The 14149-nt window shown below is 57.5% G+C and carries 14 protein-coding genes; 13 read left to right on the top strand and 1 reads right to left on the bottom strand.

Annotated elements, in window-relative coordinates; genetic code table 11:
* Positions 1 to 19 precede the first annotated feature (19 nt).
* The 3 genes from odhB (at position 20) to sucD (ending at position 3398) form a co-directional block, all read left to right on the top strand.
* On the top strand, positions 20 to 1237 hold the full coding sequence (gene odhB / locus BVU99_RS11810) for a 2-oxoglutarate dehydrogenase complex dihydrolipoyllysine-residue succinyltransferase (protein WP_025301882.1): 1218 nt from the start codon (positions 20 to 22) through the stop codon (positions 1235 to 1237).
* A 122-nt stretch (positions 1238 to 1359) separates the two neighbouring features.
* Positions 1360 to 2526, top strand: a complete 1167-nt coding sequence (sucC, locus tag BVU99_RS11805) for an ADP-forming succinate--CoA ligase subunit beta (protein WP_025301883.1) — start codon at positions 1360 to 1362, stop codon at positions 2524 to 2526.
* The gene (sucD, locus tag BVU99_RS11800; protein WP_004939878.1) at positions 2526 to 3398 is read left to right on the top strand and encodes a succinate--CoA ligase subunit alpha; all 873 of its coding nucleotides are present in this window, start codon (positions 2526 to 2528) and stop codon (positions 3396 to 3398) included. The genes sucC and sucD overlap by 1 nt, the downstream gene beginning before the upstream one ends.
* Before the next feature lie 72 nt (positions 3399 to 3470).
* Here the strand turns inward: sucD and BVU99_RS11795 are convergent, their stop codons facing one another.
* The gene (locus tag BVU99_RS11795) at positions 3471 to 5369 is read right to left on the bottom strand and encodes a 5'-nucleotidase C-terminal domain-containing protein (protein ID WP_060432600.1); all 1899 of its coding nucleotides are present in this window, start codon (positions 5367 to 5369) and stop codon (positions 3471 to 3473) included.
* A 683-nt stretch (positions 5370 to 6052) separates the two neighbouring features.
* On the opposite strand from BVU99_RS11795, the gene cydA reads away from it, so the two are divergent.
* The 10 genes from cydA to pal all read left to right on the top strand — a co-directional run bounded on the left by cydA (position 6053) and on the right by pal (position 14149).
* Positions 6053 to 7621 (top strand): cytochrome ubiquinol oxidase subunit I, encoded by a 1569-nt coding sequence (gene cydA, locus BVU99_RS11790; protein ID WP_019454034.1) that lies wholly within the window; start codon positions 6053 to 6055, stop codon positions 7619 to 7621.
* Positions 7622 to 7635: 14 nt separating this feature from the next.
* The gene (gene cydB / locus BVU99_RS11785; RefSeq protein ID WP_019454033.1) at positions 7636 to 8775 is read left to right on the top strand and encodes a cytochrome d ubiquinol oxidase subunit II; all 1140 of its coding nucleotides are present in this window, start codon (positions 7636 to 7638) and stop codon (positions 8773 to 8775) included.
* A 17-nt stretch (positions 8776 to 8792) separates the two neighbouring features.
* On the top strand, positions 8793 to 8906 hold the full coding sequence (cydX, locus tag BVU99_RS11780) for a cytochrome bd-I oxidase subunit CydX (protein ID WP_004939868.1): 114 nt from the start codon (positions 8793 to 8795) through the stop codon (positions 8904 to 8906).
* Positions 8906 to 9202 carry a cyd operon protein YbgE gene (gene ybgE, locus BVU99_RS11775; RefSeq protein WP_025301885.1) on the top strand — a complete coding sequence of 99 codons (297 nt, stop codon included), beginning with the start codon at positions 8906 to 8908 and terminating at the stop codon, positions 9200 to 9202. The genes cydX and ybgE overlap by 1 nt, the downstream gene beginning before the upstream one ends.
* Before the next feature lie 130 nt (positions 9203 to 9332).
* Positions 9333 to 9737, top strand: coding sequence for a tol-pal system-associated acyl-CoA thioesterase (gene ybgC, locus BVU99_RS11770; protein ID WP_004939863.1), 405 nt, complete (start codon positions 9333 to 9335; stop codon positions 9735 to 9737).
* Complete coding sequence (tolQ, locus tag BVU99_RS11765) at positions 9734 to 10417, top strand: Tol-Pal system protein TolQ (RefSeq protein WP_004939862.1); 684 nt, start codon at positions 9734 to 9736, stop codon at positions 10415 to 10417. The genes ybgC and tolQ overlap by 4 nt, the downstream gene beginning before the upstream one ends.
* A 12-nt stretch (positions 10418 to 10429) precedes the next feature.
* Complete coding sequence (gene tolR / locus BVU99_RS11760; RefSeq protein ID WP_004939859.1) at positions 10430 to 10858, top strand: colicin uptake protein TolR; 429 nt, start codon at positions 10430 to 10432, stop codon at positions 10856 to 10858.
* A gap of 81 nt (positions 10859 to 10939) precedes the next feature.
* The gene (gene tolA, locus BVU99_RS11755; RefSeq protein WP_025301886.1) at positions 10940 to 12166 is read left to right on the top strand and encodes a cell envelope integrity protein TolA; all 1227 of its coding nucleotides are present in this window, start codon (positions 10940 to 10942) and stop codon (positions 12164 to 12166) included.
* Positions 12167 to 12302: 136 nt separating this feature from the next.
* Entirely contained in the window at positions 12303 to 13595 is a 1293-nt protein-coding gene (tolB, locus tag BVU99_RS11750) for a Tol-Pal system beta propeller repeat protein TolB (protein WP_004939856.1), read from the top strand.
* A gap of 44 nt (positions 13596 to 13639) precedes the next feature.
* Positions 13640 to 14149, top strand: a complete 510-nt coding sequence (gene pal / locus BVU99_RS11745; protein ID WP_025160033.1) for a peptidoglycan-associated lipoprotein Pal — start codon at positions 13640 to 13642, stop codon at positions 14147 to 14149.

Here is a 14149-nt window from a genome sequence, read left to right as displayed (position 1 = left end):
AAACTTAAGGGAAAGCTAAATGAGTAGCGTAGATATTCTGGTTCCTGACCTTCCTGAATCGGTTGCCGATGCGACCGTAGCCACCTGGCACAAAAAACCGGGCGACAGCGTGCAGCGTGATGAAGTCCTGGTTGAAATCGAAACCGACAAAGTGGTGTTGGAAGTGCCGGCCAGTGAAGCGGGTATTCTCGATGCTATCGTGGAAGAAGAGGGCGCGACCGTGCTGTCTCGCCAGCTGCTCGGCCGCATCCGTCCGGGCGACAGCTCCGGCAAGCCGACCGCTGAGAAGAGCCAAGAGAAAGAAGCCACGCCTGCACAGCGCGCTACCGCGAGCCTGGAAGAAGAAAGCAATGACGCGCTCAGCCCGGCGATTCGCCGCCTGATCGCCGAACACGATCTCGATGCTGGCGCCATCAAAGGCACCGGCGTGGGTGGCCGCATCACGCGTGAAGACGTGGAAGCGCACCTGGCCAAAGGCGGCGCCGCTGCCAAACCGGCCGCCGCCGCTGAAACCGCACCGCAGCCTGTTCTGGCCGGCCGCAGCGAAAAACGCGTGCCGATGACCCGCCTGCGCAAACGCGTTGCCGAGCGTCTGCTGGAAGCGAAGAACAGCACCGCGATGCTGACCACCTTCAACGAAATCAACATGCAGCCGATCATGGACCTGCGCAAGCAGTACGGCGAAGCCTTCGAGAAGCGCCACGGCGTGCGTCTGGGCTTCATGTCCTTCTACATCAAGGCCGTGGTTGAAGCGCTGAAGCGCTTCCCGGAAGTGAACGCGTCGATCGACGGTTCCGACGTGGTTTACCACAACTACTTCGACATCAGCATCGCGGTTTCTACCCCGCGCGGCCTGGTGACGCCGGTGCTGCGCGATGTAGACGCCATGAGCATGGCTGACATCGAGAAGAAAATCAAAGAGCTGGCCGTTAAGGGCCGCGACGGCAAACTGACCGTTGAAGAGCTGACCGGCGGTAACTTCACCATTACCAACGGCGGCGTATTCGGCTCCCTGATGTCTACCCCGATCATCAACCCGCCGCAGAGCGCCATCCTGGGCATGCACGCCATCAAAGATCGCCCAATGGCGGTCAATGGTCAGGTGGTGATCCAGCCGATGATGTATCTGGCGCTGTCTTATGACCACCGCCTGATCGACGGTAAAGAATCCGTCGGCTATCTGGTGACGGTCAAAGAGATGCTGGAAGATCCGGCTCGTCTGCTGCTGGACGTCTAGTAACCCTTGCCGGGCGCGGCGTGCCGCGCCCGCACTCTGTGCTATGTGGCCGGAAAACCATGCGGTTTACCGCGTAATAATGGTCCGGCTAAAAACCTTCAGAACTGAATGGATAGAACATCATGAATTTACACGAATATCAGGCAAAACAGCTGTTTGCTCGGTATGGCATGCCGGCACCAACCGGTTACGCCTGTACCACTCCGCGTGAAGCAGAAGAAGCCGCATCCAAAATCGGCTCCGGCCCGTGGGTGGTGAAATGTCAGGTTCATGCTGGCGGCCGCGGTAAAGCGGGCGGCGTTAAAGTCGTCAACAGCAAAGAAGATATCCGTGCTTTCGCGGAAGCCTGGTTGGGCAAGCGTCTGGTGACTTACCAGACTGACGCGCTGGGCCAGCCGGTTCACCAGATCCTGGTAGAAGCGGCGACCGACATCGATAAAGAGCTGTACCTGGGCGCGGTAGTGGATCGTTCTACCCGTCGCGTGGTGTTCATGGCGTCTACCGAAGGCGGCGTGGAAATCGAGAAGGTGGCGGAAGAAACCCCAGAACTGATCCACAAAATGACCATCGATCCGCTGGCGGGTCCACAGCCTTATCAGGGCCGTGAGCTGGCCTTCAAACTGGGTCTGACCGGTAAGCAAGTCAGCCAGTTCGCCAAGATCTTCATGGGCCTGGCGACGCTGTTCCTGGAGCGCGATCTGGCGATGGTTGAGATCAACCCGCTGGTGATCACCAAGCAGGGCGATCTGGTGTGCCTGGACGGCAAACTGGGCGCCGACGGTAACGCCCTGTTCCGCCAGCCGGAACTGCGTGAAATGCGTGACCCTTCGCAGGAAGACGAGCGCGAATCCCGTGCTGCTCAGTGGGAGCTGAACTACGTTGCCCTCGACGGCAACATCGGCTGCATGGTTAACGGCGCCGGTCTGGCGATGGGCACTATGGACATCGTTAAACTGCACGGCGGCGAACCGGCCAACTTCCTGGACGTTGGCGGCGGCGCGACCAAAGAGCGCGTGACCGAAGCGTTCAAAATCATCCTGTCCGATGACAAGGTGAAAGCGGTTCTGGTTAACATCTTCGGTGGTATCGTACGTTGCGATCTGATCGCCGACGGCATCATCGGCGCAGTGGCCGAAGTGGGCGTTAACGTCCCGGTCGTGGTGCGCCTGGAAGGGAACAATGCCGAACTGGGCGCCAAGAAACTGGCGGACAGCGGCCTGAATATCATTGCTGCGACCAGCCTGACTGATGCGGCTCAGCAAGTTGTTGCAGCAGTGGAGGGTAAATAATGTCCATCTTAATCGATAAAAACACCAAAGTAATTTGCCAGGGCTTCACCGGTAGCCAGGGGACTTTCCACTCCGAACAAGCTATCGCTTACGGCACCAAAATGGTTGGCGGCGTCACCCCGGGCAAAGGTGGCACTCAGCATCTGGGTCTGCCGGTGTTCAACACCGTGCGCGAAGCGGTTGAAGCGACCGGCGCGACTGCCTCGGTCATCTACGTTCCAGCGCCGTTCTGCAAAGACTCCATCCTGGAAGCGATCGATGCCGGCATCAAACTGATCATCACCATCACCGAAGGCATCCCGACCCTGGATATGCTGACCGTGAAAGTGAAGCTGGACGAAGCCGGTGTGCGCATGATCGGGCCGAACTGCCCTGGCGTGATCACCCCGGGCGAGTGCAAAATCGGCATCATGCCTGGCCACATCCACCTGCCGGGCAAAGTGGGCATCGTTTCCCGCTCCGGTACCCTGACCTATGAAGCGGTGAAACAAACCACCGATGCCGGTCTGGGCCAGTCCACCTGCGTGGGCATCGGCGGCGACCCGATCCCGGGCTCCAACTTCATCGATATCCTGAAGATGTTCCAGCAGGATCCGCAGACCGAAGCGATCGTGATGATCGGTGAGATCGGCGGCAGCGCTGAAGAAGAAGCGGCAGCTTACATCAAAGAACACGTCACCAAACCGGTTGTCGGCTACATCGCCGGCGTAACCGCGCCGAAAGGCAAGCGTATGGGCCACGCGGGCGCCATCATCGCAGGCGGCAAAGGCACGGCGGACGAGAAGTTTGCTGCGCTGGAAGCGGCGGGCGTGAAAACCGTTCGCAGCCTGGCGGACATCGGCGACGCGGTAAAAGCGGTGCTGAAGCGCTAAGATCTTAGTACGAAATAATAATATCTCGACATGTTTGGCCACCCATTGGGTGGCCTTTTTTATGGGGGAAGATCAGAAATCGTTGAGTGCTTTGATCAGCGCGATCCGATCCTGCAGGCGGCGCTGTTGCACCGGATCCGCGGCGGTTTGCCGCTGTTTTTCCAGCGAGGTGAGGGCGGTGCGGTAATCGTCGGCGTTGCGGAACAGCGCGTCTTTGACGTTGATCGAGGCGACGTTGGTGTAGCGGCCATCGTCGGTGGTCGGCACCTGGATAACGCCTTCATTGAGCAGCCGTTTGACGATCGCCCGCTGCGGTTCGTACCCCTCCATGCCGACCAGCTTCCAGCGCTGCGGCGTCACGCCCTGATACTGGCCGTGTTTCACTTCCGCCAGGTAGCGCAGAGCCAGGTGGCGAATGGTGCCTTCTTCTTCACCGTATTGCGCTTTGCTGTCAAACAGCACCGGGAAGGATTGCCCCTCCAACGCGCCGCCCTTTTGCGTCAGGTGGCCCATGCGGTAACTGTTCATGCCCAGGCGGATCGGCATGTCGTCGGTGACCGGTGTGCCGTCCGCCAGGCGCAGATCGACGATGCGCGAACCGGCGGGCTGGCGCAGATCGATGGTGTAAGTGACGCCGTCGAAGAAATCGTTGGTGGAATATTTGGACGATCGCCGCGCCGGGTTAAAGCTGTAGGTGACGTCGCCCGGCTGCAGCTGATTGAAATAGTCGGCGGACCACTCCATGTAGCGTTTAAGCGCTTTGCCGTTGAGCTGATAAACGGTGATCTCGCCGCCGGCGTATTGGTAGTTAAAGGCGATGTCCTTGGCCTTGATGTCGCCGACGTTCAATTTGGCGCGATCGTTGTCGATCTGCAGGGCGATCACCTGAGCCAGCGGCGCATAGTGGCGGGCGGCCTGCTGGAACAGCGCGCTGATGCCGGTATCCTGCACGTGAACCTGGGGAATGCCGCGAAACTCGTCGGCGGGCACCAGATCGCTGCCGCTCAGCTTCGCCACGACCCGGTTGGCGTTGGCGCGCAAAATGTCATGGTACGGCTGGTAGAGCGCTTGCATGGCGCTGTCCGGCGCCAGCCCTTTGATCGGGTAGGTGTAGCTGTTTTTGTCGATCAGCGTGAATTTGCCGTCGCGGCGTTCAAACTGCAGGTCGATGCGTGACAGCGCGCGGCCGTATTTATCCGGCTCGGTGATGATGACGCCGTTAACCACCGCTTTGTCGATCTTAACATGCATGTGGCCGGCGACGATCGCCGCCAGCTCCGGGTTGGCGTTGGCGATGTCGGCCACGCCGGTGCCGGGGCGCTGGTTCTCGTTGTCGATGCCCATATGCGCCACCAGCACGATGGCGTCGACCTGGCCGTCGATTTGCCTGATGACCTGTTTCACCGCCTGCACCGGATCGGTGAAGTTCAACCCTTTGATGCGATCGGTGCCCTTGGCGAATTCCGCGGTCATCGGCGTGTCCATGCCGATAATGCCAATTTTCACCCCCTGGCGTTCGACGATGGTGTAGGCCGGCAGGTAGGGCTTGCCGTTGTCCCAGACGATATTGCCCGCCAGCGCCGCGCCTTTGAACTGCTTGAGCGGCGTAGCCAGCACCGGTAGGCCGAAGTCGAACTCGTGGTTACCCATCACCCAGACATCATAATTGAGCGCGTTGAGGCCCAGCATCATCGGGCTGACGGCCTCATGCTTGAAGGTTTCGACGAAATTGCCCTGAATGGTGTCGCCGGCGTCCACCAGGATCAGGTTGGGCTGCTCGGCCCGCACCTGTTTGACCTGAGTGGCTATCTGGCTCAGGCTGCCCGCCAGATTTTCCGTGTCGCTGGCGTAGTCCCAGGGCACGAAAGTGCCGTGCAGATCGGAAGTACCCAGCAAGGTGATATTTACCGTTTCGGCGGCCATGACGTTTCCCGAGAGTCCCAATACAGAGGCAAAGATGATTTTTTTCATAAGTTATTGTCACTCAATGTAATTTTAACATTAGTGGTCATTTTGCTACAAAATCGCAACCTTTACGATCCCATCGCGAGAAATAGACTAATATTGGAGAGAGATTTGTTGTTTTGTGACTGCTATCACTGTCACGGCTTATTGGAAATAAAAGGTTAATTATGTCGCATAATAAGCGCGTAATAATACAATGGCGGCTCTTTTAAATTACATTTATTTAACACAAAAATATCATTAAAAAACAATTAAACCATTGCGCAACATGACCCTAAGAAAATTATGCGAAATGTGCTGATGAATATGGAAATAAGATGCGGATAGGCTTAAATTGTCTCAGATCAAATTAGCCCGAAGTACCTCTTTCGGCTAAGATTTGACCTGTAACCAAAAGTCTAACCCACGTCACGTAAAAACCTATTTATTGTGTGGGATTGGGCGAGTATCATCCATGTTGTGATTATGGATGGTTGATCTTGTTGCATTTGTTACCCGTTGTCGGTTTTCAGTGGCGTGCTTGTCGAGGGCCCGAGGGGCTATTGGCCGAGTGTGCGGTTGAAAGCGGAGAAGCTGGATCAAATTTGTTGTGTTTAAGGGCATTCACTGCGGGGCGTTACTGGCAGCTTTGAAAGAAGCGTGCCGATAACCGCGTGTCGGAGTCTTCCTGCGAGGAGCAAGGAGTCAAGATGTTTGATATTGTCGAACTGTCGCGCTTACAGTTTGCTTTAACGGCGATGTACCATTTCTTATTTGTCCCATTAACGCTCGGTATGGCGTTCTTGCTGGCAATTATGGAAACGGTATATGTCCTGTCTGGCAAACAAATTTATAAAGACATGACCAAATTCTGGGGAAAGTTATTTGCGATTAACTTTGCTCTGGGTGTGGCCACCGGTTTGACCATGGAGTTCCAGTTCGGGACTAACTGGTCGTATTTCTCTCACTACGTCGGCGATATCTTCGGGGCCCCTCTGGCTATCGAAGGTCTGATGGCGTTCTTCCTTGAATCGACGCTGGTCGGCCTGTTCTTCTTCGGCTGGGATCGTCTGAGCAAGGTGCAGCACATGGCGGTAACCTGGTTCGTGGCCCTCGGCTCCAACCTGTCCGCGCTGTGGATCCTGGTCGCCAACGGCTGGATGCAGAACCCGATCGCTTCGGATTTCAACTTCGAAACCATGCGCATGGAGATGGTCAGCTTCTCCGAACTGGTGCTTAACCCGGTTGCGCAGGTGAAATTCGTTCACACCGTGGCTTCCGGCTACACCTGCGGCGCGATGTTCGTGCTGGGTATCAGTTCCTACTATCTGCTGAAAGGCCGCGACATCGCCTTTGCCAAGCGCTCCTTCGCCATCGCTGCCAGCTTTGGTATGGCTGCCATTCTGTCCGTTATCGTTCTGGGTGATGAATCCGGCTACGAAATGGGCGACGTGCAGAAAACCAAACTGGCCGCTATCGAAGCGGAATGGGACACTCAGCCGGCGCCGGCCTCCTTCACCCTGTTCGGCATTCCCGATCAGGACAAGATGGAAAACTCCTTCTCTATTCAGATCCCGTATGCGCTTGGCCTGATCGCCACCCGCTCCACGGACACTCAGGTCACCGGCCTGAAAGATCTGATGGCGCAGCATGAAGTGCGTATCCGCAACGGGATGAAAGCCTACCAGCTGCTGGAAGAGCTGCGCGGCGGCAATACCGATCCTGCGGTGCGTGCCGAATTCAACAAAACCAAGCAAGACCTGGGCTACGGCATGCTGCTGAAGCGCTATACCCCGAACGTCACCGACGCGACGGAAGCGCAAATCCAGCTGGCGACCAAGGACTCCATTCCGCGCGTGGCGCCGCTGTACTTCGCCTTCCGCATCATGGTGGCCTGTGGCGTGATCATGCTGTTGATCATCGGCCTGTCGTTCTGGAACGTGATCCGCGGCCGCATCGGCCAGAAAAAATGGCTGCACCGCGCGGCGCTGTACGGTTTGCCGCTGCCTTGGATCGCGATCGAGTCGGGTTGGTTCGTGGCGGAATACGGCCGTCAACCGTGGGCGATTGGTGAGGTGCTGCCGACGGCGGTCGCCAACTCTTCGCTGACCGCGGGCGACATTCTGTTCTCAATGGGGCTGATCTGCGGCTTGTACACCCTGTTCCTGGTGGCTGAATTGTACCTGATGTTTAAGTTTGCGCGTCTGGGTCCAAGCAGCCTGAAAACCGGCCGCTATCACTTTGAACAACCGACTGCCGCCGTGCAGGAAGCGCGCTAAACAGGAGTCCACGTATGTTTGACTATGAAGTACTGCGATTTATTTGGTGGGTCCTGGTTGGCGTTCTGCTGATCGGCTTCGCCGTCACCGACGGTTTCGACATGGGCGTCGGCATTCTGGTGCGCATCATCGGCAAAACCGACACCGAGCGCCGGGTGATGATCAACTCCATCGCTCCGCACTGGGACGGTAACCAGGTGTGGCTGATCACCGCCGGCGGCGCGCTGTTCGCCGCCTGGCCGATGGTCTACGCAGCGGCCTTCTCCGGCTTCTACGTCGCCATGATCCTGGTGCTGGCCGCCTTGTTCTTCCGCCCGGTCGGTTTCGACTACCGTTCCAAGCTGGAGAGCAGCCGCTGGCGCAACATGTGGGACTGGGGCATCTTCATCGGCTCCTTCGTGCCTGCAGTGGTATTCGGTGTGGCGTTCGGTAACCTGCTGCAGGGCGTGCCGTTCCACATGGACGAGTACATGCGCCTGTTCTACACCGGCAACTTCTTCCAACTGCTGAACCCGTTCGGTCTGTTGGCGGGCGTGGTCAGCCTGACCATGCTGGTCACCCAGGGCGCGACCTACCTGCAAATGCGCACCACCGGCGAGATCCACCTGCGTTCACGCGCTGCGGCACAGATCGCGACGCTGATCATGGCGGTGTGCTTCCTGTTGGCGGGCGTATGGCTGGTGAAAGGCATCGACGGCTTCGTTGTGACGTCGGCGTTGGACACCCTGGCGGAATCCAACCCGATGCGTAAAGAAGTGGCGCATCAGGCCGGTGCTTGGCTGATCAACTTCAACAAGTATCCGCTGCTGTGGGCCTTGCCTGCACTGGGCGTAGTGCTGCCGTTGTTCACCATCCTGTTCTCGCGTCTGGAGAAGGGCGCGCTGGCGTTCGTCACCTCGTCGTTGACCATCGCCTGCGTCATCCTCACCGCCGGGGTCACCATGTTCCCGTTCGTGATGCCGTCGAGCACTGTGCCTAACGTCAGCCTGACCATGTGGGATGCGACCTCGAGCCTGTTGACGCTGAAAGTGATGACCGTCGTGGCGGCGATCTTCGTGCCTATCGTTTTGGCGTACACCAGCTGGTCGTACTACAAAATGTTCGGTCGCCTCGACAAGAACTACATCGAAAACAACAAGCATTCGCTGTACTAAGGATAAGGAGCTAAACCATGTGGTATTTTGCCTGGATTCTCGGAACGCTTCTTGCCTGCGCCTTCGGCATTATCACGGCGCTGGCGCTTGAGCAGAGCGAAGCGACCAAAGCTCAGCAAGACGGTAAGTGATGAGCTCGTCCGTGATTGACAAGCTGTACGCTGTCACCGACAAGGGCCCGATCCGGGCCCTTTCCCTGGTGCTGGCGTTGATTTTGGCGGGGTGCGTGTTCTGGGATCCGACGCGCTTCGCCGCCAAAACCAGCTCGCTGGAGATTTGGGAAGGGCTGTTGCTGATTTGGGCGGTGTGCGCCGGGGTGATCCACGGTTTCGGATTCCGCCCGCAGCGCAGCGTCTGGCGCGCTTTTTTCGCGCCGCTTCCCGCCATTGTGATCTTGTTCGCAGGATTACTTTACGTTTCTTTATAATCTCCCCGATGTCCCCTTGTTATGGGCCCTCACGGCCCATAATTATTTTCATTCCCATCTTGTAACCCATTCCCAACCCGATCCGTCTTGCGTATAGTAGCAGCGTTAAATTGCATTGCTGGGAAGTAGAGTGAGTAATACGTTGTTTCGATGGCCGGTTCGCGTTTACTACGAGGATACCGATGCCAGTGGTGTGGTCTATCACGCCCGCTACGTCGCCTTTTTTGAAAGAGCGCGCACAGAGATGCTGCGTCAGCACAACTTTCATCAACAGCAGCTGCTCAGTGAACAAGTCGCTTTTGTCGTCCGGCGCATGACGGTGGATTATCTGGCTCCGGCTCGTCTCGACGAGCAACTGGAAGTCCAGAGTGAAATCACCTCTCTGCGCGGGGCTTCTCTCACGTTTGCTCAACGCATTGTCAATTCTGACGGGGCCCTACTGAGCCAGGCAGATGTCCTGATTGCCTGTATTGATCCACACCAAATGAAGCCAAGAGCGCTTCCTAAGTCTATTGTCGCGGAGTTTAAGCAGTGACTGACATGAACATCCTAGATTTATTCTTGAAGGCGAGCCTGCTGGTTAAGCTTATCATGTTGATTTTGATATGCTTCTCGGTAGCCTCTTGGGCGATCATCATTCAGCGCACCCGCATCCTCAATGCGGCGACGCGTGACGCCGAAGCCTTTGAAGACAAATTCTGGTCCGGTATCGAGCTTTCCCGTCTGTACCAGGAAAGTCAGGCGCGTCGCGATAGCCTGACCGGTTCCGAGCAGATCTTCCATTCCGGCTTCAAAGAGTTCGCCCGCCTGCACCGCGCCAACAACCATGCGCCGGAGTCGGTGATCGAAGGGGCGTCGCGCGCGATGCGCATTTCGATGAACCGCGAGCTGGAAACGCTGGAAACCCATATTCCATTCCTCGGCACCGTCGGTTCGATCAGCCCGTACATCGGCCTGTTCGGCACCGTGTGGGGGATCATGCACGCCTTTATCGCGCTGGGCGCGGTGAAACAAGCCACGCTGCAGATGGTAGCGCCGGGTATCGCCGAAGCGCTGATCGCCACCGCGATCGGTCTGTTCGCCGCTATCCCGGCGGTAATGGCCTACAACCGTCTCAACCAGCGCGTCAACAAGCTTGAGCAGAATTACGACAACTTTATGGAAGAGTTCACCGCTATTCTGCATCGTCAGGCCTTCTCCAGCGACAGCAAATAAGTAGGAGGTAGCATGGCGAGAGTACGTGGACGTAGTCGGCGCGAGCTGAAGTCCGAAATTAACATCGTTCCGCTGCTCGACGTGTTGCTGGTGCTGCTGCTGATCTTTATGGCAACCGCGCCAATCATCACGCAGAGCGTGGAGGTTGACCTGCCGGACGCCACCGATTCCAAAACGGTGTCCAGCGATGACAATCCGCCGGTGATCCTTGAGGTTTCCGGCGTAGGTCAATACACCCTGGTGGTGGATCACAACCGTATGGAGCTGCTGCCGCCTGAGCAAGTCGCGGCCGAAGCCAAGTCGCGTTTGGCGGCTAACCCGAAAACGGTCTTTTTGATCGGCGGTGCGAAGGAAGTCCCTTACGATGAGATTATCAAGGCATTGAATATTCTCCATCAGGCGGGCGTAGCTTCCGTGGGGCTGATGACCCAGCCGATCTGACCGTAAGGCGAACGGCAACCCGGTTCCTGCGCTGCGGCCCAGGAACCCCGTATAAGCAACACCAGTTTTTGGGAATCTATTTTGGTAAAGGCAACTGAGCAAAACGATAAGCTGAACCGCGCCGTTATTGTTTCGGTCGTTCTGCACTTCATATTGATTGCCCTGCTGATTTGGGGATCGCTGCAGGAAAAGGTCGACATGGGCGCCGGCGGTGGCGGTGATGGCACCGTGGTGGGCGCAGTGATGGTCGATCCTGGCGCGGTGGTGGAGCAATACAACCGCCAGCAGCAGCAGAGCAACGATGCGCAGCGTGCCGAGAAGCAGCGCCAGAAAAAGGCGGAGCAACAGGCCGAAGAGCTTCAGCAGAAGCAGGCGGAGCAGCAGCAGCGCCTGAAGGAGCTGGAGAAAGAGCGTTTGGCGGCGCAGGAGAAAGCTGCGCAGGACGCCAAGGCGCAGGCTGAGCAACAGCAGAAGGCAGCGGAGCAGCAGAAACAGGCCGCCGAGCAGCAAAAAGCGGCGGAAGCCGCCGCAGCCAAGGCCAAAGAGCAACAGAAGGTCGCCGAAGCCGCCGCCGCCAAGGCGAAGGCCGAAGCGGAAAAGGTCGCCAAGGCACAGGCGGACGCGCAGAAGAAAGCCGAAGCGGAAGCCAAGAAAGAAGCGGCCGCCGCTGCCGCCGCCAAGAAACAGGCGGAAGAGGCGAAGAAAGCCGCAGCTGCCGCCGCAGAGCAAAAAGCCGCAGAGGCCGCGGAGAAGAAAGCGGCCGCTGAAGCCGAGAAAAAAGCCGCAGCGGAAGCCGAGAAGAAGGCTGCCGCTGAGGCAGAGAAGAAAGCGGCCGCCGCTGAGAAAGCTGCGGCAGCCAAGAAAGCCGCTGCGGACGCCAAGAAGAAGGCCGCCGCTGAGGCTGCGAAACAATCGGATGAAGTTAGCGATCTGTTTGGCGGCCTGGCGGACGGCAAGAACGCGCCGAAGGGCGGCGGTGCCAAATCGAAAGGTGACGGTAAACCGGCCGGGCAGGGCAATGCCAAGGCGGCAGGCGCCAGCGGGGCGGATATCAATGGTTATATTGGGCAGGTTAAAAACGCGATTGAAAGCAAGTTCTATGACGCCAGTTCGTTCGCCGGAAAAACCTGTGACCTGCGTATCAAGCTGGCGCCGGACGGCCTGCTGATAAGTGTACAACCGGCGGGAGGCGATCCGGCATTGTGCCAGGCCGCGGTGTCTGCCGCCAAGTTGGCGCATATACCGAAGCCGCCGAGCGATGCCGTTTATCAGCATGTTAAGAATGCTACCCTTGAATTCAAACCTTAATAATGGTTGTTTGAGCTGAGTAAGATCACAGGGATGTACTAAGGTAACCAACAGGGATTATGTAGTTTTACGTAAGTTGGTTTGTTAAAATTCTGCTAATTTATCGCAGGCATCCCGCCTGGATAAGGGAGATGAGATGAAGCAGGCATTTCGAGTAGCGCTAGGTTTTTTAATTCTGTGGGCGTCCGTGTTGCACGCGGAAGTTCGCATTGAAATCACCCAAGGGGTCGACTCCGCTCGCCCGATTGGCGTGGTGCCGTTTAAGTGGGCGGGCCCAGGCACGCCGCCGGAAGATATCGGCAAGATTGTCGGCGCGGATCTGCGCAACAGCGGCAAATTCAACCCGATCGACGTGGCGCGCATGCCGCAGCAACCGACCTCCGCGTCTGAAGTGACGCCGGCGGCCTGGACTGCATTGGGCATCGACGCCGTGGTTGTCGGCCAGGTTCAGCCTGGCGCCGACGGCAGCTACCTGATCTCCTACCAGCTGGTGGACACCTCGGGTTCGCCGGGCACCGTATTGGCGCAGAACCAGTATAAAGTGACCAAACAGTGGTTGCGTTATTCTGCCCATACCGCCAGCGACGAAGTGTTCGAGAAGCTGACCGGCATCAAGGGCGCGTTCCGTACCCGTATCGCCTACGTCGTGCAGACCAACGGGGGGAAATTCCCGTATGAGCTGCGCGTAGCGGATTACGACGGTTACAACCAGTTCACGGTGCACCGTTCGCCTGAGCCGCTGATGTCGCCGGCCTGGTCGCCGGACGGCAGCAAACTGGCTTACGTGACCTTCGAGAGCGGCCGTTCCGCGCTGGTGGTGCAAACCCTGGCTAACGGCGCAATCCGCCAGATCGCCTCGTTCCCGCGCCACAACGGTGCGCCGGCGTTCTCGCCGGACGGCAGCAAGCTGGCCTTCGCGCTGTCCAAGAGCGGGAGCCTGAACCTGTACGTGATGAACCTCGGCTCCGGCCAGATCACGCAGCTGACCGATGGTCGCAACAACAACACCGAACCGACCTGGTTCCCGGATGGCCAGTCGCTGGCGTTTACTTCCGACCAGGGCGGGCGTCCGCAGATTTATAAAATCAGCGCCAGCGGCGGTGCCGCACAGCGTCTGACGTGGGAAGGCTCTCAGAACCAGGATTCTGAAGTCAGCTCCGACGGTAAATTCCTGGTGATGGTGAGCACCAACAGTGGTGCACAACACATCGCCAAACAAGATCTTGGATCGGGCGCCGTTCAGGTTTTGACCGGCACCTTCCTGGATGAAACGCCTAGTATTGCGCCAAACGGCACCATGGTGATCTATAGCTCCACGCAAGGTATGGGCTCCGTGCTGCAGTTGGTGTCAACTGATGGGCGTTTCAAAGCGCGTCTTCCGGCAACTGATGGACAGGTCAAATTCCCTGCCTGGTCGCCGTATCTGTGATGCATGTGTAAATATGTATGGCAAACTATAAAAGGATCAAAGAAATGCAACTGAACAAAGTGCTGAAAGGGCTTCTGCTGGCACTGCCAGTTCTGGCTGTAGCAGCTTGTAGTTCTAACAAAAGCGCGAACAACGACCAATCTGGTATGGGCGCTGGCACTGGTATGGAAAACGGCAGCAGCAACCTGTCTTCCGAAGAACAAGCTCGTCTGCAGATGCAAGAACTGCAGAAGAACAACATCGTTTACTTCGGCCTGGACAAGTATGACGTTAGCTCCGAATTCGCTCAGATGCTGGACGCGCACGCTGCATTCCTGCGTAACAACCCGTCTTACAAAGTGACCGTTGAAGGCCACGCTGACGAACGCGGCACGCCGGAATACAACATCGCTCTGGGTGAGCGCCGTGCTAACGCCGTTAAAATGTACCTGCAGGGTAAAGGTGTTTCCGCTGACCAGATCTCTATCGTTTCTTACGGTAAAGAAAAACCAGCAGTACTGGGCCACGACGAAGCGGCTTATGCTAAAAACCGTCGTGCCGTTCTGGTTTACTAA

Source organism: Serratia sp. OLAL2, assembly GCF_002752475.1.
In the GTDB taxonomy this organism is placed as follows: Bacteria; Pseudomonadota; Gammaproteobacteria; order Enterobacterales; family Enterobacteriaceae; genus Serratia; species Serratia bockelmannii.
The sequence above is the reverse complement of the archived record's forward strand: the minus strand, read 5'-3'. Positions and strand labels throughout refer to the sequence as shown.

Coding starts and splice junctions, on each gene's coding strand:
- odhB (WP_025301882.1), top strand. CDS start 20: ATGAGTAGCGTAGATATTCTGGTTCCTGACCTTCCTGAATCGGTTGCC.
- sucC (WP_025301883.1), top strand. CDS start 1,360: ATGAATTTACACGAATATCAGGCAAAACAGCTGTTTGCTCGGTATGGC.
- sucD (WP_004939878.1), top strand. CDS start 2,526: ATGTCCATCTTAATCGATAAAAACACCAAAGTAATTTGCCAGGGCTTC.
- BVU99_RS11795 (WP_060432600.1), bottom strand. CDS start 5,369: ATGAAAAAAATCATCTTTGCCTCTGTATTGGGACTCTCGGGAAACGTC.
- cydA (WP_019454034.1), top strand. CDS start 6,053: ATGTTTGATATTGTCGAACTGTCGCGCTTACAGTTTGCTTTAACGGCG.
- cydB (WP_019454033.1), top strand. CDS start 7,636: ATGTTTGACTATGAAGTACTGCGATTTATTTGGTGGGTCCTGGTTGGC.
- cydX (WP_004939868.1), top strand. CDS start 8,793: ATGTGGTATTTTGCCTGGATTCTCGGAACGCTTCTTGCCTGCGCCTTC.
- ybgE (WP_025301885.1), top strand. CDS start 8,906: ATGAGCTCGTCCGTGATTGACAAGCTGTACGCTGTCACCGACAAGGGC.
- tolR (WP_004939859.1), top strand. CDS start 10,430: ATGGCGAGAGTACGTGGACGTAGTCGGCGCGAGCTGAAGTCCGAAATT.
- tolB (WP_004939856.1), top strand. CDS start 12,303: ATGAAGCAGGCATTTCGAGTAGCGCTAGGTTTTTTAATTCTGTGGGCG.
- pal (WP_025160033.1), top strand. CDS start 13,640: ATGCAACTGAACAAAGTGCTGAAAGGGCTTCTGCTGGCACTGCCAGTT.